General features: G+C 43.8%; 20 protein-coding genes. 9 read left to right on the forward strand and 11 right to left on the reverse strand.

The annotated features are described in order from the left end of the window. Window positions 1–102: 102 nt before the first annotated feature. The 6 genes from AACV20_RS14510 to AACV20_RS14535 all read right to left on the reverse strand — a co-directional run bounded on the left by AACV20_RS14510 (window position 103) and on the right by AACV20_RS14535 (window position 5359). The gene (locus AACV20_RS14510) at window positions 103–1518 is read right to left on the reverse strand and encodes an aspartate kinase (protein ID WP_013867979.1); all 1416 of its coding nucleotides are present in this window, start codon (window positions 1516–1518) and stop codon (window positions 103–105) included. Window positions 1519–1566: 48 nt separating this feature from the next. Continuing rightward, window positions 1567–1953: an ectoine synthase gene (locus tag AACV20_RS14515; protein ID WP_013867980.1), complete on the reverse strand. Its 387-nt coding sequence runs from the start codon at window positions 1951–1953 to the stop codon at window positions 1567–1569. A 9-nt stretch (window positions 1954–1962) separates the two neighbouring features. Then, a complete protein-coding gene (gene ectB, locus AACV20_RS14520) occupies window positions 1963–3228 on the reverse strand; it encodes a diaminobutyrate--2-oxoglutarate transaminase (RefSeq protein ID WP_047689962.1) in 1266 nt (421 codons plus the stop codon). 11 nt (window positions 3229–3239) lie between these two features. Then, the gene (gene ectA / locus AACV20_RS14525) at window positions 3240–3806 is read right to left on the reverse strand and encodes a diaminobutyrate acetyltransferase (protein ID WP_017046068.1); all 567 of its coding nucleotides are present in this window, start codon (window positions 3804–3806) and stop codon (window positions 3240–3242) included. Window positions 3807–4296: 490 nt separating this feature from the next. Then, window positions 4297–4806, reverse strand: coding sequence for a hypothetical protein (locus AACV20_RS14530; protein ID WP_170907533.1), 510 nt, complete (start codon window positions 4804–4806; stop codon window positions 4297–4299). A gap of 40 nt (window positions 4807–4846) precedes the next feature. Beyond that, window positions 4847–5359, reverse strand: a complete 513-nt coding sequence (locus AACV20_RS14535) for a nicotinate-nicotinamide nucleotide adenylyltransferase (protein ID WP_010318565.1) — start codon at window positions 5357–5359, stop codon at window positions 4847–4849. Window positions 5360–5463: 104 nt separating this feature from the next. Between AACV20_RS14535 and nadE the strand changes: the two genes are divergently transcribed. After that, window positions 5464–6294: an ammonia-dependent NAD(+) synthetase gene (gene nadE, locus AACV20_RS14540; RefSeq protein WP_170895198.1), complete on the forward strand. Its 831-nt coding sequence runs from the start codon at window positions 5464–5466 to the stop codon at window positions 6292–6294. A 93-nt stretch (window positions 6295–6387) separates the two neighbouring features. Here nadE and AACV20_RS14545 read toward each other — a convergent pair whose 3' ends face one another. Continuing rightward, the gene (locus AACV20_RS14545) at window positions 6388–6849 is read right to left on the reverse strand and encodes a TetR/AcrR family transcriptional regulator (RefSeq protein ID WP_013867986.1); all 462 of its coding nucleotides are present in this window, start codon (window positions 6847–6849) and stop codon (window positions 6388–6390) included. A gap of 510 nt (window positions 6850–7359) precedes the next feature. Here AACV20_RS14545 and AACV20_RS14550 point away from each other — a divergent pair. Both AACV20_RS14550 and AACV20_RS14555 read left to right on the forward strand, forming a co-directional pair. Then, window positions 7360–7662, forward strand: a complete 303-nt coding sequence (locus tag AACV20_RS14550; RefSeq protein WP_010318562.1) for a YfcZ/YiiS family protein — start codon at window positions 7360–7362, stop codon at window positions 7660–7662. A 121-nt stretch (window positions 7663–7783) separates the two neighbouring features. Further along, on the forward strand, window positions 7784–8410 hold the full coding sequence (locus AACV20_RS14555; RefSeq protein WP_013867989.1) for a hypothetical protein: 627 nt from the start codon (window positions 7784–7786) through the stop codon (window positions 8408–8410). A gap of 54 nt (window positions 8411–8464) precedes the next feature. On the opposite strand, the gene AACV20_RS14560 is transcribed toward AACV20_RS14555, so the two are convergent. After that, window positions 8465–9571, reverse strand: coding sequence for a 1-acyl-sn-glycerol-3-phosphate acyltransferase (locus AACV20_RS14560; RefSeq protein WP_026028217.1), 1107 nt, complete (start codon window positions 9569–9571; stop codon window positions 8465–8467). 176 nt (window positions 9572–9747) lie between these two features. Here AACV20_RS14560 and AACV20_RS14565 point away from each other — a divergent pair, with 176 nt between their 5' ends. Then, window positions 9748–10356, forward strand: a complete 609-nt coding sequence (locus tag AACV20_RS14565; protein WP_017043337.1) for a hypothetical protein — start codon at window positions 9748–9750, stop codon at window positions 10354–10356. A gap of 97 nt (window positions 10357–10453) precedes the next feature. Further along, window positions 10454–12322: a methyl-accepting chemotaxis protein gene (locus tag AACV20_RS14570; RefSeq protein WP_026028218.1), complete on the forward strand. Its 1869-nt coding sequence runs from the start codon at window positions 10454–10456 to the stop codon at window positions 12320–12322. An 86-nt stretch (window positions 12323–12408) separates the two neighbouring features. Here AACV20_RS14570 and AACV20_RS14575 read toward each other — a convergent pair whose 3' ends face one another. Continuing rightward, window positions 12409–13770, reverse strand: a complete 1362-nt coding sequence (locus AACV20_RS14575) for an alpha-amylase family protein (RefSeq protein ID WP_170907534.1) — start codon at window positions 13768–13770, stop codon at window positions 12409–12411. Window positions 13771–14042: 272 nt separating this feature from the next. On the opposite strand from AACV20_RS14575, the gene AACV20_RS14580 reads away from it, so the two are divergent. Continuing rightward, window positions 14043–14723 carry a DsbA family oxidoreductase gene (locus tag AACV20_RS14580; protein WP_013867994.1) on the forward strand — a complete coding sequence of 227 codons (681 nt, stop codon included), beginning with the start codon at window positions 14043–14045 and terminating at the stop codon, window positions 14721–14723. A gap of 100 nt (window positions 14724–14823) precedes the next feature. Here the strand turns inward: AACV20_RS14580 and AACV20_RS14585 are convergent, their stop codons facing one another. Both AACV20_RS14585 and AACV20_RS14590 read right to left on the reverse strand, forming a co-directional pair. Beyond that, on the reverse strand, window positions 14824–15024 hold the full coding sequence (locus tag AACV20_RS14585) for a restriction endonuclease subunit S (protein WP_013867995.1): 201 nt from the start codon (window positions 15022–15024) through the stop codon (window positions 14824–14826). A gap of 58 nt (window positions 15025–15082) precedes the next feature. Further along, a complete protein-coding gene (locus AACV20_RS14590) occupies window positions 15083–16999 on the reverse strand; it encodes a methyl-accepting chemotaxis protein (RefSeq protein ID WP_088733465.1) in 1917 nt (638 codons plus the stop codon). A gap of 282 nt (window positions 17000–17281) precedes the next feature. Between AACV20_RS14590 and AACV20_RS14595 the strand changes: the two genes are divergently transcribed. The 3 genes from AACV20_RS14595 to AACV20_RS14605 are packed head-to-tail and all read left to right on the forward strand — an operon-like array spanning window position 17282 to window position 19652. Beyond that, entirely contained in the window at window positions 17282–18238 is a 957-nt protein-coding gene (locus AACV20_RS14595) for an AAA family ATPase (protein WP_017044390.1), read from the forward strand. A gap of 20 nt (window positions 18239–18258) precedes the next feature. Next, window positions 18259–19185 carry a DUF58 domain-containing protein gene (locus AACV20_RS14600; RefSeq protein ID WP_013867998.1) on the forward strand — a complete coding sequence of 309 codons (927 nt, stop codon included), beginning with the start codon at window positions 18259–18261 and terminating at the stop codon, window positions 19183–19185. Further along, window positions 19182–19652 (forward strand): DUF4381 domain-containing protein, encoded by a 471-nt coding sequence (locus AACV20_RS14605; protein ID WP_013867999.1) that lies wholly within the window; start codon window positions 19182–19184, stop codon window positions 19650–19652. Before AACV20_RS14600 ends, AACV20_RS14605 begins: the two co-directional genes overlap by 4 nt. Window positions 19653–19656 lie beyond the last annotated feature (4 nt).

The following is a 19656-nucleotide window of genomic DNA, read 5'->3' on the forward strand; positions in this document are numbered from 1 at the left end:
TAAGCGAGCTAAACCACTTAAAAAAACAGCCGCTCAGAAAATAAATCCCCAATCACGTAGATTACTATGTGATTGGGGGGAACGATCCTTCAATCTGAACCGCTAAGCCGCTTTTTTGGTAGATAGCGGTTTCGCAATCAACACATCATGTAAAACACAAATCGCGCGATTGTAATCATTGTCTTCAACTACGAATTGTACATTGACATTACGCATCGACGAGTGAGCGGCAATAGGGCTAATTTTTGCGTTAACTAATGCTTGCATGCCCTGCGTTAATGCGTTGTTGGTGTTCATTGATGCACCGATTGCGGAAATGAGGGCGACCATTTTTCCTGATACAGATGCATTCGGGTAGCGCTTCTCTATTTTGTACAACACGTGGTTTAAGTTATCGCTGCTGCCACTGAGGTAATACGTCATCGAGTTTGCATTCATCTCTTTACCAACGAGATGTACCTTAGCTTCGGCGATCACTTCCATCAATTCATAACTGGCATTATCAATTTTCCCGACCATGCTTTGGTCAAAAATATGCAAGGCGAACACTTTGTCCTTGCCCGCAATAATCTCTACCTTATTGTTCTGAGGCTTATGAACATTGGAAATGAGAGTACCTTTATGCTCTGGTTCGAACGTATTTTTGATTCTGAGTTCAATCCCCTGCTGACGCAGCCCAGCTGCCGCATTCGGATGAATCGCTTCCATACCTAAATTAGCCAGTTGGTCTGCTACGTCAAAGTTCGTCAATCCCATCGGGCTAACCTTATCCGCGCCTACAATTCTCGGGTCTGCGGAGCTTAAGTGATACTCTTTATGGATGATCGCTTGCGTTGCGTTGGTTAATGCGGCAATGCGGCTAAAGGTCATTTCACTATAGCCACGATCATAGGTTTTCATTAATCCTTCATTACAGTAGGCGTAGCCAGTCACGATTGGCAATTGCGTTGCTACATCAATGTCTTCGAAGGCAGCCAAAATCACCTCATCTAAGCTTCCTGCTTGCCCATTATTCCACCCGGAGAGATCAATGAAGCATGCATTAATCCCAAGAGTTTTTAGCTTCAAACTGGTGTTATAGGCACTATGAGCCTCGCCTATTGAAGATAAAAATTCTCGCACCTGAGGCAAATACTGACGCAATGAAAACTGCCCGTATTGACACGTTTCTAGAATATTATTAATGCAGTTGACTGCTTCTGAGATCCGCGAACGAATAAATTTATCCGCGCGAATACGACTCATCGGATCGGCGAACAAATGCTCATTAATTAGCAACATGCGCTGTTCAAGTTGGTACATGGCTTCTTGCCATTGCGTATCATGTTTCGCGATCATCTGGTAAATACCGGGCTTGCCAGTGCGTTTGCATTCCAGTAGGGCATCGGTAATGGTTGCATACGCTGATACCACAAACACTCGATCATAAGGGTGATGAGGCCTTAGTAAAATATTGTCGAGCACAGCATCAAAAGCGCTCATTGATGTTCCACCGATTTTTTCTACGGTGTAAGACATGGGATCTCCTTTTCTTTTAAATTGAATGCAGTGAATCGTCGCGAGTGATTACTCAATGATTGGGTAAACACCTTTTTCATCATGCGTTTCAGTTCCTGTCAGTGGCGGGTTAAAAACACATGCCATAACCATATCTGCACCAGAATAAGCTCTTAAATAGTGCTCGTCATGTTGATCAAGGATATACAAAGTGCCAGGTTTTATCGGGTAAGTTTCCCCTCCTATCACTTCGATTTCCCCTTCACCTGACATGCAATACACGGATTCCAAATGGTTTTGATAGTGGATATGGGTCTCGCCGCCTTTAAAAATGGTCGTAACATGGAATGAAAAACCCATATTGTCATCTTTCAGCAGCATACGAACGCTTTCCCAAGTTTGAGCAACAACCCGGCGCTCACTTTGGCGACACTCTTCTAATGTTCTAACAATCATTTTTTATTCCTAAGATGCTTTTTTAATTAACTGAGAGGCTAGCTCTTCTACCGCTTGTGCAAAAATATCTAAACCTTGGTCAAGTTCGGTTTCTGTGATAGTGAGTGGACAGAAAAACTTAATCACTTCGTCATTTGGGCCTGCGGTTTCAATCACCATCCCTAGTTGAAAACAACGACGAGCAATTTTATGGGCGATCTCACCACTGCTACATTCAATGCCTTGCATTAGTCCACGCCCTTTATGGCGGTTAAACAGTGTGGGGAAACGACGCAGTGTGGTTTGAATGACATGCGTCACTTGCTTGGCTCGATGTGCGATATGAGTGGTAAAATCATCATTTGACCAATAGGTTTCCAGCGCTTTTGTAGCGGTTACAAAGGCGTGATTATTACCGCGAAAAGTTCCGTTGTGCTCTCCCGGTTTCCACACATCTAACTCAGGTTTCAGCAACACAATCGCCATAGGTAACCCATAACCACTGAGCGATTTCGATAGCGTCACTATATCTGGTTTTATTGCTGATGGCTCAAAACTGAAAAAGGTTCCCGTACGTCCACAACCAGCTTGAATATCGTCAACGATAAGCAGAATATCGTTTTTCTTACAGAGACGACTTAAGCGTTGCAACCACTCGTTGGACGCGCAATTTAAGCCACCTTCGCCTTGGACAACCTCCAATAATACCGCAGCCGGTTTGTCTAAACCCGATGAGTTATCATTCAGCATATTTTCAAATAGCGACAGGCCATCAATATTGGCATAGCCATCATAAGGGAGCCGCGTCACGCCACCTAAGCTAAGCCCAGCGCCGCCTCGATGATGTTGATTTCCTGTTGCGGCAAGTGCGCCATAAGAGCAACCATGAAAGCCGTTAGTGAAAGCCACAATATTACTTCTACCCGTAGCTTTTCTGGCCAGCTTCATTGCCGCCTCTACAGCATTAGTCCCAGTTGGACCAGTAAACTGCACTTTGTAGTCGAGGTTTCTTGGTTCAAGAATGAGACTTTCAAATACCGCGAGGAACTCAGCCTTGGCAGAGGAGTGCATATCCAAGCCGTGAGTAATGCCGTCTTTATCAATGTACTCCAATAGCGCCTGCTTAAAGAGGGCGTTATTGTGACCATAATTTAACGAACCAGCTCCAGCCAAAAAATCTAAGTAGCGATCACCAGAATCGGTAAATAGCCAGCTCCCTTTTGCCGTAGAGAAAACCACGGGAAAGTGATTGGCATAAGATTGCACGTTTGATTCTTTCTTTTTAAAAATGTCCATAACGATGATAGTTATCCTGTTAAGTTAGAACGAGGTTTGAGCGGAATGCGGTACAAATACTCGGTATCATGCTCTCCTTCAAAGTGACGAGTTTGATCGAGAAAGGTCGATACCTCTCCTTGCTCGCCATGTGCTCGATCAAACTTCTTAAAGAGGCTCCATGAACCTTGATTGTTTTTCGTGATAGTCGTTTCCAATACACGAACATCAGCCATAACGTCACGAGCGAGCAATTCATGTAACAAATGTGAGGCAAGCCCTAGCCCACGAGCATTTGGATGCACGGCCACTTGCCAAATAAACAATTCATCAGAATTGTCAGGCTTTAAATAGGCCGAAATAAACCCCACGGTTTCGCCATTTCTTTCCGCTAAGATGCAGGTCTCTTGAAAGTGAATCGCTTGTAGGAAGTTACAGTATGAGGAGTTTTCATCTAAGGGAGGGCATAGCCCAATCAAATCATGTACACGCTGCCCGTCGGCTTGATTAGGGGTACGAAACGTCCATTGTTCTGTCTTTGTTTGCATAATTTCCGGGTATGCAACCCAAGGTGCTGCTGTAATCATTGTCTGCCACATAAATAGTTAGAGCTCTAATTAAAAGCCTCTATATAAACTAACAGTACAAATGAAAAATTCAACCCAAAAATTCAAAAAAATAACAACAATACATATAACTAACTGATTTAAAACAAATAAATAAGATTAAATATTTAACCAAAAAACCACCAATTAGTTAGATGTGTAATTAAATAAAAGTGAGATAGCAGAGTGAATGTGATTGAACCTAGCGGCATTAGCAATCTGAGTCGTTTTTGCAGTTTGCATTTGCAGCCTGCAAAAATTTTCTTGGGAAAGTTTGAAAAAACAAGGAAACAATAGCAACTAAGCGCTATAAAACTTGGCACGTATGCTGCAATAACTATATCGACCCTTCTTAAGCCGAGGGTCACCTAGCCAACTGACGTTGTTAGTGAATACTCTTTGTTCACAATTTACATAGGCCAATCGCGAATATTGCGGTTGGCTTTTTTGTTTTCTGAGGGAGTGTGTTTACTGAGGGAAAACGTTAGAAGGGAACTTCAATTTGCATCATGACAACACTGTCGAAATCTTCATGCCAACGATAGTCAAAACGCATGCGCGGCTCACCCGCTTTTTTCTCGCCAAAACCGATACTTAGCTGTAAGCCGTGACTCATTAACCACTCTTCGGTTGACATATCACTTTGCTCGTCAAGCAATTCAGAGGGTATCCAGACTCCAAAGCCAATGTAGCTTGTGGCCAATTTCTGAGTAAACAGGGGATCCGAATCGGCTTTTAAAAACCAATCGGCCCAGTAAGAAGAGTCGGCTGGAGATTCTTCAAATAAACCTAAAGCCAGCAATTGTTTCGATGCGTAGCCCATACTATCTAATATAGAAAAGCAGACGCCCGATGCTGGTAACATTGTTGGGCTACTATCTGTACCTAGTGTTAATTCTAACTCTGGCGTTAATAATGAACCGGAATAGAGATCGCAAGCTTCCGTCAGCGACGAAAACATGATTAACGCACAAACAGCCACATTTAACTTCATGAATGCAAACAGCTCCGACCACGAAAAGGGCGTGGATTGTCTAGTAAAGTTTTCTTTGCTGCAAGATTTTCCTAACAGAGATAGTCGTTAAATCGGCAATATCTAAATTTTCAGCTAACCGCTGACGAATATCAGTACTACGAATCGCGACTTTTTCAGGACAGGCCATGACTGACCAGCGTTGTAAGATATCTTGAGCTTTATAGAATTTCGCAAAATTGAACAGATTATCCGGGCCCATGACAAAAGTAATGTCAGCATCAGGTGATTGTTTTTGCAGTAATGACAAAACAGCGTGAGTTGTGACGCTCTGCCCGGGCTGTTGCAGTTCCTCTTCAACTATTGAGCGTTGTATCTTATCTGACTGCAAATCACGAATAAAAGCATCAATAAGTTCACAACGGATCTCATAACTGAGCATCTGCTTACCCCAAGCGTGTGAAATGCTCGGTACCAACAGAATTAAATCGAAATGGCTTAGCGATTCAATCACACTTTTATGTCCTAAGCTCGGAGGGTTAAAAGCACTCCCAAAGACGGCAATTTTGGTCATAGCAATCCTATTCAAGTCTGAAAACCATTTTCTCGGTTTTCTAATCTGATGATTTCGGTATGATACACCAAAGATTTATATTGCTTGCAGGAAAAGGAACCCTAATGGAACAAATGATCCGTGATGAGATGCGTGTTCTCTCATCCATTGACCCTGTTTATGAAATTGAACGGCGCGTTGAGTTTATTAAACGCAAATTGGTAGAATCTGGTTGTAAGTCTTTAGTGCTTGGCATCAGTGGTGGCGTCGACTCAACAACGTGCGGCCGTCTAGCCCAGCTCGCCGTGACACAACTCAACCAAGAATACGCTGTTAACGACTATCAGTTTATCGCCGTTCGTTTACCCTATGGCGAACAAAAAGATGAGGATGAAGCGCAGCTTGCTCTCTCCTTCATTCAACCTACACACTCAATTTCGGTCAATATTAAAACGGGTGTAGATGGCCTGCACTCAGCCTCTCTTGATGCGCTACAAGGCACAAGCTTAACTCCAACTGACAGTACCAAAATTGATTTCGTGAAAGGAAATGTAAAGGCGCGCGCTCGCATGGTCGCGCAGTACGAAATTGCAGGTTTTGTTGGTGCGTTAGTACTCGGCACGGATCATTCCGCAGAAAACATCACCGGTTTTTATACTAAATTTGGTGATGGCGCGTGTGATTTAGCACCACTGTTTGGCTTGAGTAAACGTCAAGTGCGCGCGGTAGCGGCTCAATTAGGTGCACCACAACAATTGGTTCAAAAAACACCCACTGCGGATTTAGAAGAGCTCGTACCACAAAAAGCAGATGAAGATGCGTTAAACTTAAGTTATGACCAAATCGATGATTTTTTAGAAGGGAAGCCTGTTTCCCAGCACGTGATTGACCGTCTTGTTGCGATTTACACAGCAACTCAGCATAAACGTCAACCGATCCCAACGTTGTACGACTGATCGACACAATCTCTCTATAAAAAGCACTAAAGCCAACCTCTCAGTTGGCTTTAGTGTTAAAGTCGACAATACAAGCTTGCACAAAGTGCCAAATTATTGACTCATTTTAATCAGTGATTTACCAATCAGCCACTCAAGCTCCCTTGCGCTCTCTTTGCCAAACTGTACAGCCACCGTTTTGTATAACCGATCGACACCGTTTGCTGCAAATTCATCCGCATTTTCAGTCGTCACAACATGATGAAATAATAAACGCAAAATAGCCAAAAATTGTGCATTTTCCAGCGCATTTATCCAGCTATTTGAAAAGCTTGAAAGGTCATTTTCAAAATCTAAATGCTCAACAAACAGCTTAAAAATCCGCCCATCTAAAGCGGCCGTAAAATCGGTTTTCTTTGGAAAATGGTGGCTAATCCCCGTTCGTGAAACCCCTGTTTGCTGACTCAACGTGGTATACGACATTTTGTCGTAACCTAGTCTCAATAGCTGATCGACAACAGCATCCATTATTCTCTGAATGGTGATTTCAGTATCTTCTTTACTACGCTTTGGCATGGTCCAGACTCTTCTCTTTTTTATTAATCCATCTAACTCAATTGCGATTATAGTGCCGTTTCGCGAATCACCCCTCGTGGTATGGCATTTTCTGTCTAAAAAACCATCCCTTAAAACAGTAAATTCAAACCAGAATTATCTTGTTAAAAGCGTTATCTACTGGCTTGTTACTGTCACTCCTTTAGCTATCACTAATAAAACCTAAATTTCCAGTTTGTTAGTCATCACCACTAATGGATGAAGCGCAATTTATAATATTAATAATTGTTTCAACCGAATAATCGTACAATCATCAACAATTCGCAACGAACTGAACACTGTTCTGACAAATTTATGACACAAAAACTAGTGATTATTTGAGCAATATCACACTCATTAATTCATAACGATGGTTAAAAACTTTCGAACAACCAAAATAAGACGCGATTTGCCCCAAACCTGATTGGCTTTTTGTGGCTGATAAACGATTTGCCCGTTAGAATGTCCATACATTTACTAAGAGGATTCACAATGAGTATCGAAAAAGACGTTGATATCCAAGTCTGCGAAGCATGTGGCTGCGCTGGCGAAATTGGCTTTATTATCAAAGAAGGTGATGAAGTTGCAGAAGTGATGGTCATGGCACCCAACAAAGCTCAGCTAGAAGCTGAATTTGAGAAGTACCTCGCTCTTGCCAAACAGGTTTCAGATAATGTTGAGTTTGAAGTTTCACCGTTAGACGATAACTCTACTGAATTGCATGCACGTTTCAAATTTGAAGTCAGTGCTGAAAAGCTTATTTTTGAACTGAAGTCGCGCTCTTTGGCTCGTTAATCTAATTGCTCTTAGCGGGCCTAATCATGGCTCGCTTTTTTATCGCCCAAGCACTTTGCTTTCTCATCCTAGGCAATGCATTATTGAAGCTTAACCGTAATCTGCCGATACTTTAGGTATCGTGTCTTCATCTGCAGGCTTTATGAATAAGTTTTCGCTTTTACTAACATTATGCAACCTTCTCTATGCCTCTTGTGCATGGTCACAGCCGCTCGATCAATATCAAATCCTTAACCACCTTGATAATTATGGCAATCTCTATTTGCGTAATAAACCCTACACAACACTACCCGAAAATCTCACGCTCAAAGGCAACCTAAATATTGCTAAGACATCGATAAAATCCCTGCCTAAGGGCTTGAATGTGCAGGGTAGTTTAGAAGCATCTAATAGCTTGCTAGAGAATATTCCCAAAGGCACCACTATTCGTGGTTATGCGAACTTACTGGGTAGTAAAATCAAATCGTGGCCAATGAGAATCAAGGTCGGTGGTTACCTGAATTTCACGGACACACCGCTTGAAACGCTGCCTGCGAATCTCTTAGTCAAGGGGGATTTGAGCGTAATTCGAACGCCATTAACCCAATTGCCCGAAGGTTTGGTTGTGGAAGGGAGTTTGTTTATTGGCGGTTCCAAAATCACCGAATTTCCTGACACGATGACCGTCAATGGCAATATTTATTTGGGAGGTAATGTCATCAGTAAATGGCCAAGCAAACTGACCCTTGGCGGCGCGGTCGCAAGATAGGCTAGAAAAAGAGAAGAGAAGAAGCCGTGGGCCCCTCTCTTCATCGTTTAATGATTATTGCTGATTCTTTACTGGGTTGGCGTAACTATCGAGTAAATAGCGCTGTGCCCCTTCAGGGATTTGGGTCAGCTTGCTTTCTAAGTGAGCGCGGATATCTGGCGTGATATCACTACTTTCTATCCCAGCCGCTAACTTATTGATCGGGAATAATTTGTAGTTTGCGTGAATTTGGCGATCGATCTCTTGCGCCAATGCTTCTGGCGTTTCAAATGCTTGAGTAATCACTTCACCAAAGCCAACATGCACTCGGCCTTTTTCACCGACAATACCTTGGACAATGCTTTCAATATCTTCAAATTCCCCTTTTTCATAACGCCCATGCGTCGCTTTTTCATACAACTCACACGCTTTGGCCATATCGCACGGATCATTTTCATATGAAATCGCGACCGGGACAATTTTGAGCGATTGAATATACTGAGCAAACTCTATTTTCTGCTTGCGCCCTTCCACATGGAACATTTTCAAAATGGCCGGATCGGTAAAATCGTTACCATCTTTTGCTCGTCCCTCTTTTTGCGCTATCCAGATAGAATTTCCAGTTTCAAGTGAGTGTTTAATGTAAGCAGATAAGGTACTGAGCGCTTTCATCATCTCGCGCGGGCCTTTAGCCGAGCGTTTCACAATAAAGCTCTTATTAAGACGCATCAGCTCTGTAGCACAAGGCTTTTTCAATAAGTTATCACCAATCGCAATACGCACAGTTTTATGCCCAGACATATACAGACCATAATTGACCAATGCTGGGTCCATCGCGATATCACGGTGGTTCGAAATAAATAAATAAGCCGTCTGTTTATCCAATTTATCGAGACCACTGAAGGTGACACCTTGTGTCGTTGATTCTAGTGTTTTTGTGAGGTATTTCTTCACTTCAAGTTGGATTGCTTCCACGGACGTGAGTTTGGCCCATTTAAACTTTAAGTATGCTTTTACAAAAGGGCTCAGTATCGATTTTAGCCAAGCAGATCGTTTGTCAAAACGATGTTGCAAAATAGCTGAGATAAATTCTTCATCATTGATTAAACGGTCAATAGCCGCTGGAATCTCATCGTCGTTGTAAGGACGGATATCTACATAAGGATCAGTTGTGGTGGTCATATATTCATACATCAAATAAAAAGCTGGCTCATTCTACGCATAGTTGACGTAGCTCGCAGCTACAGTCGTAACAGATTCACTAAGGTCAGACCAGAATAAGGTGATTTTAGTTCGCATATTTGGCATTTTCTGTGAGACAAGGTACTCTTAGCGCCCCAAAATCAGTGAGAAGTACCATGAACTACGCGATTCAATTTGAAGCCTTACTGTCTGCTAACTTAGTTGTCACCCCTCGCAAGAAAGTCATCAAACACAGTTTGATTCGAGTAATGAGCGGATTAGTACTGTGTAAACTTGGCAAACATGAATATTCAGTTGAAGCAAAGCAGAGTTTTTGGATCCCTTTTGACTGTTTATGCTCGCTGACTATTTTTCCTAATACGCAGTGGCAGCGTGTCGATTTTTCAGTACGTTTAACCGCCGATTTTTCCCATCAAGCGGGTTACGTCACCTTATCTGAACTGAGCCAAGCCGCTTGTGATCACCTGAGTCAATGTCAACCTAACGATGAAATCTATTCGCACCTTCTTCATGTACTAAAAAGTGAAGCCACGCATTTTAAACCCAAATTATCGTTAAACAACTTCAGCGAAAAGCTATCAGCGTGGCAACCACATCAAGTAAGTGAGCTACCAATTGAATGTCAAATAGCACTACGTGTTCGTGAGGCACAAAAGCGCAAACTGTCTGGCATCAAGCTGAACCAAATCGTCGATGAGCTTTTCCAAGGAAATGAACAAGAGTGCCAACAACTTGCGCTTTTAGTTCTCGGGCGAAATTTGTAATTTTTCGCTTAAAAATGGATTGTTTACTGGCTGAATGATTAATCCCTAACTATACATTTATTAATAATATTAATATTTATTGATGGAAGGGATTGCCATGAAATTCAGCCATAAGATCGTCGCGGCGTCATCTTTGCTGCTGTTGGTCACCGTTACTCTGCTGACGATACAACAATACTTCACCGTCCAAAAAGAAGTGAAGTCACAAGTTGAAGCGAGTGTAACTGAAATAGTGGATGGGGTTAGCAATACAGCTGGTGCAGAGATCAATAGCCGCAAGGCCATTGCCGCTTACGCCACCAGCATGTTGGAAGTCGACATTAACCGAGAAAGTATGTCTAAGGTCATCACAAGGCCGATTGTCAAACAAACTTTTTTACTGGCTGGGGTCGGTTTTGAGAGCGATGGCTCTTACATAAGTAATGATCCTACTTGGAACCCAGGCGCATCATGGAATCCACGCGTGCGCCCTTGGTATATTGATGCAAAAAATGCCGACAAACTGATTATTACTGCACCTTACGCCGACTCTGCCACTAATGAAATATTGGTGTCTATTGCTACCCCAGTTAAAGATAACGGCAAATTTATCGGCGCCATCTTCTACGATGTTAGCCTTGCTGGGTTAGCAGAATTGGTCAACACCGTAAAATTATTTGATGCAGGCTATGTGTTTATTGTTTCATCCGACGGCACAACCATAGCCCACCCCCGAGCAGAGATGAACGGCAAGCCAATGAAAGAATACTTAGGCAATGCGGTTATCGCCGAAGAGCCTAAACAAGTGCTGATTGATGGCAAACACTACACACTCGATTTTTCAAAAGTACCCGGAGAGAATTGGTATGTCGGTGTCGTTTTGGATGAAGAGATCGCCTATGCGTCTTTAGCAACACTGCGCAACAGTTCGATCATCTATACGTTAATCGCTTTAGTCTTCAGTATTGCGATACTGCTTGTGCTTATCCGTCTGTTGATGAAACCGCTTGATGCACTCAATAATGCAATACAGAACGTTGCCTCTGGTAGTGGTGACTTAACCCAACGCTTAGCCACCGACACGGATAAAGAATTCTCGGTATTAGCGGTCGGTTTCAATACCTTTACTGAAGCCTTACAACAACAAATTACCCAGTCTAAAGCCATCGGTTCAGAAATTTTACGCGGTTCGGAAATGACCTCGATGGGGTTGCAAGAATCGGCCGAAGCGATGCGTGATCAACTGCATGAACTTGAGCAATTAGCCACAGCCATGCATGAGATGGCCACCACTTCTGGCGATGTCGCCAACAACGCGCAAGGCGCGGCGTCGGCGGCAAAAGATGCTGATGATGCGACAGAATTTGGTACCAATGTTGTGACCCAAACCACTCAAGCGATTGATAATCTTTCGACGCGTATTGATGAAGCAGTAACAGAGGTAAGTGCACTAGAAAATGCAACGGCAAACATCGAAACCATTTTGAAAGTGATCAACGACATTGCCGACCAAACCAACTTGCTGGCACTAAACGCAGCGATAGAGGCGGCTCGGGCTGGAGAGTCAGGCCGAGGCTTTGCGGTCGTTGCAGACGAAGTGCGTACGCTGGCGCAAAGAACGCAGCAATCCACGACGGAGATCCGTAATATGATTGAGAAGTTGCAGTCGAGCGCTACTTCTGTTGCCAATGCGATGAATCAGAGTAAAACAACGGCAGCTGAGGCGGTCAATCGTGCCGAAGAAGCAAATAATGCTCTGCTAAAAATCCGCGATGCTATTCAGCAAATTAGTGATATGAATATCCAAATAGCTTCGGCAGCCGAAGAACAAAGCTTGGTAGCAGAAGAGATCAACAACAACACGGTTAAGATCAAAGATCTTTCCGTTCAAGTTGCAGACGCAGCTGACAATGCCAACATCGCCATGCAAGCTCAAACCGAAAATATCAGAGAGCAAGATGCTATATTGAATAAATTTATCGTTTAATCCTCTACCGCAGCAACTGGGTAGACTCAGTAAAGGCGCTGATTACGCGCCTTTACTTTTCTAACGAGTCACCGTTTTATTCACCATCAGACATTTGATAGCCGACAAAGCATGGCGCTAGAGCGAGCGGCGATATCCATGACAATCTTTTGGTTATTGGGTTGATACCGCTGCTTCGTAAACAATTCTAGCATTGGATTTGTCCAATCAATTTCAACGCGCTGACTGCGTTGAGATTTGTTCAAAACCACTATCCCTTCCTTACCGCGGCTGAACACTAACAAGTCATCACTCGCTTCTAGCGTTTTCATTGGCAACGCATGCATTTTATTATGAAAAGCAATACACGCCGCCATTTGTGGCGAACACCATGCCTCTTGCCAGCGCGGAAGACCAGCATGGTTCAAAATGCCACTGGTGTTTAAATCGGTGTAAATTAATGGCACTCCCCCATCGCGACCAAGAATGTAGCTGTAGGCGATATTTTCTAAGGCTTCATCCATGACGAGGTCGGCAAACACAGCGTTGTTGGGGATATCATGCGTAATGGTGAACGTAATCGCTCGGTTGTTGGAAAGCGCCTGACCAAAACAATAAGGGTCAATCAGCCATTTCAGGCTACCTTTTGTTTGTAACGCATCGTATACCGTTTGAAATAGTGGAAAATCATAAGCACCCAACTTGGTTTCTTGCAGATAAGGCTCGAGAAAAAGTTGGTACTCTTCTTTGGTTGCACCGCCATCAGTAATGATCTCGCCAAAAATATGCATGCCTTGCGTAATGTCATCGGCCCATACTTTCTTCAAATGCTCAATAGACATATGCTTAGCAGCATCAATTCGAAATCCTTTGACTCCTAACGCTTTCAACGCTCTTAAATAAGCCTGTTGTTGTACAACCACATGTTCATTATCACGCAACGTGGGTAGACCCGGATCATGCGCCCCTCCAGTAATGCGGCCATTTTGCACTTGCCAACGATCCTTCCAATCTTTTATGCCAAACGCTTCCACAAAGTCATCTTTATCAAAGAGTGGCTGGGTCAGATCACCAAAGAGGCGCAGCGCTTGGTACTCATCGCTTTTATTCTGGTAGGAAGCTAAGTCTTGTGCGCTCGGGTATTGTAAATCCAAACGCAATTTGGATTCGTTGGCCATATGGTTGAACACTACATCGGCATAAATTCGCAAGCCTAATGCGGTTAAGGTTTCAACCATCTGTTTAAAATCATGGGTATTGCCCAGTTGATTATCAATGATGCGATAATCTTGCGGCTGGTAACGTTGCCACCATTTTGTACCTTGAGCGGTTTTGAACGATTTCATCGGCGGTGAAATCAACACCGTTTTATAACCCAGTTGAAAAATTTGCTCTGCACGCTCAGCGACTAAACGATACGGCCAATCAAAAGCATGCAAAATCACATCGGTTGGTTGAACATTTGTCATACGTCAATGTCCCTGTTCATCATGGTTAACTCACAAGTTGAAAGAGGCGAAACCTCACAATACGTCACTTGTTTCTCAAAGCGCAGTTTAATTCTCTGCATTTAACGTTTTTAGAGTATAGAGAGCGTTTCAGCAATTCCATCAGCCTTATTGCAATATTGTTTGTATGAGAGAAAAGGCGTAGAGCGATAAAAAAGCGCCTAGCTTTCCAAAGGGCTACACAACAAGTCACAGTTTATGCTGATAATCTCGCTATAATTAAGGTCAGTGAATTGCCAATCGCGGTAGGGAAGAAAATGAAAAAACTACGCATTGATATCGTGTCAGATGTTGTCTGCCCTTGGTGCATCATTGGCTATAAGCGGTTAGAGCAAGCGCTGCTGGCTCTCAGCGATACGATCGATGCAGACATCCATTGGCACCCTTTTGAACTCAACCCTGCTATGCCTATAGGTGGTGAACACCTACAGCAACATTTAGCCAAAAAATATGGCACGTCGATAGAAGCAAGTTTACAAGCACGCCAAACCCTCAGCGCCTTAGGGCAAGAAGTCGGCTTTCAATTCAATTTCAGTGACGACATGCGTATTTATAATACCCGTAAAGCGCATCAATTATTAATGTGGGCGAATAGCCAAGGAAAACAATTAGAGCTGGAAATGGCACTATTTCGTGCTTATTTCACTTTCGGGCAAGCCTTAGATGACGATGATGTCTTGCTCGACCTAGTACAGAGCCTTGGTTTAGACAGAGAAATCTGCCGCGCAGTTTTAACTGATGAGTCGTGGGCGAAAACCGTTTCTGTCACAGAGCAACAGTGGTTAGAGGCAGGAATTCAAGCTGTGCCAGCCTTGATCATTGAGCAACGCCATCTTATCTCAGGCGCGCAAACGACAGAGATCCTTCAACAGGCACTCGAAGATATCGCGCAACAGCTTCCTATGACTCAATAACGTTTTCTGATAAAAAAGGGCACCACTACTGTGTGCCCTAAATACTATTGTGTACTCTAAATAAACTTGTGTGCTCTAAATTAAATAAAGTGGGTTTGAATTAATGGACGGGAGTATCCGTTTCTGTAAAGAACTGTCCAAAATGCTTTTCCAGCACTTCTGGCGTCAGCTTGCCTTCCGCTTCTAGCTGCTTAAGCTCAGCCACAATCGCTTTTTGTTCTTCCAACGAAGGCAGTTTCACTTCAGGTTCACCCGCCACCTGTTGCGACAATTGTGCTAACTCTTTTTCGAAATCACTCATTTTACTTACCTAAACATAAACGTAATGGGGGAAGTGTACCGATTTCCCCCTCATGATTCTAGAGCTTAAAGCTACCCACCATTTTATCTAAACGGCCAGACAGATCACGCAGCTCTTGGCTCGCTTCTGCCAACTCTTCTGCGGTGCTGGTGGTCACTTCATTGATGGCGTTGATCTCTTCAATATTTTGATTGATTGTGTGCACCACCGTTGATTGCTCTTCAGTCGCCGTGGCAACCTGAGTGTTGCGATCGGAAATATCGTGGATCCGCTCTGAAATATTCACTAAAACGTTCACCGCTTCATCGGAAGCGTCAACCCCTTCCTGTGTAACAGCCTTACCAGAAGACATCGCCGAGACCGCATCTTTTACATCGTTTTGTAATTGATTGATCATCTTTTGAATTTCTTCCGTTGAAGAGGCCGTGCGGCTGGCCAAATTGCGTACTTCGTCTGCCACAACAGCAAAACCTCGGCCTTGCTCTCCAGCTCTCGCCGCTTCAATTGCAGCGTTTAATGCCAGCAAGTTGGTTTGTTCAGAAATACCACGGATAACACCTAAAATAGAGCCAATATCTTGAGTGGTCGATGCTAGCTGCTCCACCACTTTACCCGTATTTTCGATATCCGCGGCTAAACGACTGATGGCATCTTTGGCTTTGCTTACCACTTCACGTCCTACTTCAGTGTTATCAGCCGCGTGATTTGCTGTTTCAGCTGCCGTCGCCGCGTTAGAAGCAATTTCACTGATAGTCGCCCCCATTTGATTGATCGCCGCCACCACTTGTATAGTTTGGTCACGCTGTTCTTGGCTATTGTCATGAGTTCGCGTCGATTTTTCCGACACCCGACCCGCCGCCGACTGCAATGCATGACTGGTAGAAGCAACTTCTTTCATCGATTGATGAATCTTCTCAATAAAACCGTTGAAGCCCGCTGATAATTGAGCGATTTCATCGCGGCCCAATACCTCAATCCGTTGCGATAAATCACCATCGCCTTTACCTAAATCGGTAAAGCGTTGTGCAATCTGTTTAATTGGGTTGGCAATACTATTAGCGAGAAAAAGACCCATCAAAATAAATAAACCCGCCACAGCTAAGGTTGTGAACAACATTTTTTGCGCAACGGCATTTAATTCGGCGAAGACTTCCGACACAGGTACTGAACCAATCACAAACCAGTCCATCGATTTCACGTAGACACTAGCGACAAAAACATCTTGGTTTTGATAGGTTGTCGAAATCAGGTTGAAGCGGCTTTTATTCAATAGTTGGTTTGCGTTTGAGCCGTACAATTGTGTTAATGAGGCTTTAGCTTTCTCTTTTTGGCGATGGATTTGCACTTCCCCTTTCGAGTTGGTCAAAAAGACAAAACCTGTGTCCTCGATTTTAAATCCATTGAGCAGGTTCACCATGTCATCCATTGATTTCGACAAACCAGACATCGTATCGCCACTGACATTTTGGTAGTTGGCAAACATTTTTACTTCGCCACTTGCCTCTTGGAACATACTGACCATGGTCTTTTGTCCCGATTGCGTAAAACCAAAAAACCAGCCATCTTGCTGTTGATTAAGCTGACGCAGAAAACCATTTTGGTTCCAGTAATACGCCGTTTTTCGGTTAGCCACAGAAGCATCATTTAACGAATATTGATCGCGTACATTATTGAGCTGCTTAACCAACATCGCCTCAGCGTCAGCATTAATATCGGTCGTCTGAACGGCTTGCTTGATGAATTCATTATTGGCTAGTTGCTCAGCAGAAAAGAGCAATTGCGATACTTCTCGATCTATCTGGCTACTGATTTGATCAAGTAACGAGGGAAGTTCGATATCAATTAATCGGTGCTCCAGTACCTCTCGAGCTTGACGCTGCGCCATTACACCAACGATAACCGTCGAAGCGAGTACCGCGAACGTAATTCCTAATACAACCTTTTGCTTAATACTCATCGAATTAAGTTTGAACATTATTTGCGCTCTTTATTATTGTCTTGTCATGAATAACTTTTTTGTATCGGCAACAAACCCTCTCTCTTGAGAAATTTATCGATAGAATCGATTTATCTTCACGTAGAATGTGATCACGGCCAACAATGGTTGTTCCTAAGCATAGTCAAGTATGGTGACCAAACATTCTTTCGTTTCGCCAAATGGATAATAATTCGCCAATCAGTTGATGCATCACACTTTTCATGGAACTTTTCGAATCAATAAATTACTAATTCAGCAAAACAGCAGGAGACCAATTCAATGCCATCGCACGCATTTCAATCGCTACAACACTATTTAAATCAGCAAGTCATAGGCCAGACAGGTTTGGTTAAACAGTTATTAGTTGCACTTCTTGCTGATGGGCACATTTTGGTCGAGGGGCCTCCTGGCCTTGCAAAAACCCGTGCCGTAAAATCACTCGCCGATTGCATAGAAGGTGATTTTCATCGAATCCAATTTACGCCTGATCTGCTCCCCGCCGATTTAACCGGTACCGATATCTTCCGCCCTGAAACAGGTGAGTTCACCTTTCAAGCGGGCCCGATTTTTAACTCATTAGTATTGGCTGATGAAATCAACCGCGCTCCAGCCAAAGTACAAGCTGCGATGCTCGAGGCGATGGCTGAAAAACAGATCACGGCAGGTCGAAAAACCTACCCGTTACCTGAACTTTTTTTAGTGATGGCTACCCAAAACCCGATCGAGCAAGAGGGTACTTATCCTCTACCCGAAGCGCAGTTGGATCGTTTTTTATTGCATTTAAATGTTGATTATCCAGACGCTGAAAATGAACTCGCCATTTTACGTTTGAACCGCGGGGAAGCACAGGGAATTGAGAAAGTCTCTCCGCCCACATTAAGCCAAAGCGATATTTTCAGTGCTCGGCAAGCAGTGCTGAACATTCACATGGCCGAACCTATTGAGCAATATATTATTCGCCTGATCATGGCAACACGTAAACCCGCAGACTACGATACCACGTTGGCACAATGGCTAGAGATGGGCGTCAGCCCGCGAGCAACCATCGCGCTTGATCGATGCGCTCGCGCTCATGCATGGCTCAGTGGGCGTGATTTTGTCAGCCCTGAAGATGTTCAAGCGATGGTATTTCCGGTTTTGCGCCACCGTCTATTATTGAGCTACCAAGCACAGGCTGAGGGCGTACATCCCAACCAAGTTATCACTCACTTACTTTCACTGGTTGGTAGTGCTTAGCACTAAGACTAAGGTTTACTATGCAAGAGTCACTTCCACCGTTTAGTACGGGTGTCACACTTTCATTGGCTGAACTGTTGCCTTACAAGCAGCACGCTATTCGCTGGCTGCCACCTGCTAAAAGTTTATGGACGCAAGTATTGGGGCAGCATCAGAGCAAGCAACTCGGCCGAGGAATGGACTTTGCTGAGGTCAGGCAATACCAAGCAGGAGATGATATTCGGACCATCGACTGGCGCGTTACTGCGCGTACGGGAAAGCCTCATACCAAACTGTTCAGTGAAGAACGAGAAAAACCCGTCATTCTTTACGTTGATCTGAGCCGCTCTATGCAGTTTGGATCGCAGTTAATGCTCAAATCAGTGCAAGCGGCGCACATGGCAAGCTTGCTCAGTTGGTTAAGCATTGCCAACAAGGACCGAGTGGGCGCGGTGATTGATACTGGTTCGACACTGGTTGAGTTAAAACCGACTAGCCGCCAAAAAGGGCCATTACAGCTGTTGCAACAGTTGGTGACACTACAAAACCAACAGCTGCTGGAGCTTGATAAAACGAAATCACACAGCATGCAGCGCGGCCTAACTGCGTTGAATCGTTTGTGCCCTAAAGGCAGTGAAGTGATTTTGATCAGTGACTTCGTCCATTTCAATGCCACATTACAACCAATACTCAACCAATTGCAGAGACATAATCGTGTAAAAATTGTGCACATTTACGATCCATTAGAGCAAGGAGAGACCCAATTTCGCGGTGTAGAACGCGTAACCGATGACCAACAGACGAGCTGGCTCAACTTTTCGAAAAATAGTACGCGCTTAGGGTTAAAAAAAGCCTTTGAATCTCAAAAAGAAAAACTAAAATCATTGAGTCAAACTATGGCAATTTCTTATACCTCACTCTCTAGTGAGAAACCTTTGTTGCAACAACTATCCGGATATAAAGAATGAAGGAATCATCAATAGCTACACTTTTAGATTTAAGCGCGATGCAACTGCCTGAGCTACCCTCTTGGTTTCCCTTGGCTTGGGGATGGTGGGCAAGCGCGGCGGGCATACTGCTCTGTCTGCTGATTCTGGTGTTAGCCATTCGTTGGCGTCGTAAACGCTTAGCCCCGAAAAAAACGGCGCTGCGTTTACTCAACCCCCAATTTGGGCATTTAACTCCTTCTTCAGCGATTGAGCTACTTCGTCAAGCCGCGCTTTGTTACTACCCTCGAATGGAAATCGCACATCTTACCGGCAAAGAGTGGTACACCTTTTTAGATTCACAAATTTCTTACCCTCTTTTTGTTCCCAATGAAACATTGTGGCAGCAAGCGTTATACCAAAAGCAGAAAACAGAAAACAGTCAAGAGCTGATTAATCACTGCTATCAATGGGTTAATGATGCTTTGCCGCCTAAAAAACGGAGATAGCTAG

Origin of the sequence: Vibrio sp. B4-6 (assembly GCF_963888245.1) — a bacterium.
Classification (GTDB): Bacteria; Pseudomonadota; Gammaproteobacteria; order Enterobacterales; family Vibrionaceae; genus Vibrio; species Vibrio anguillarum.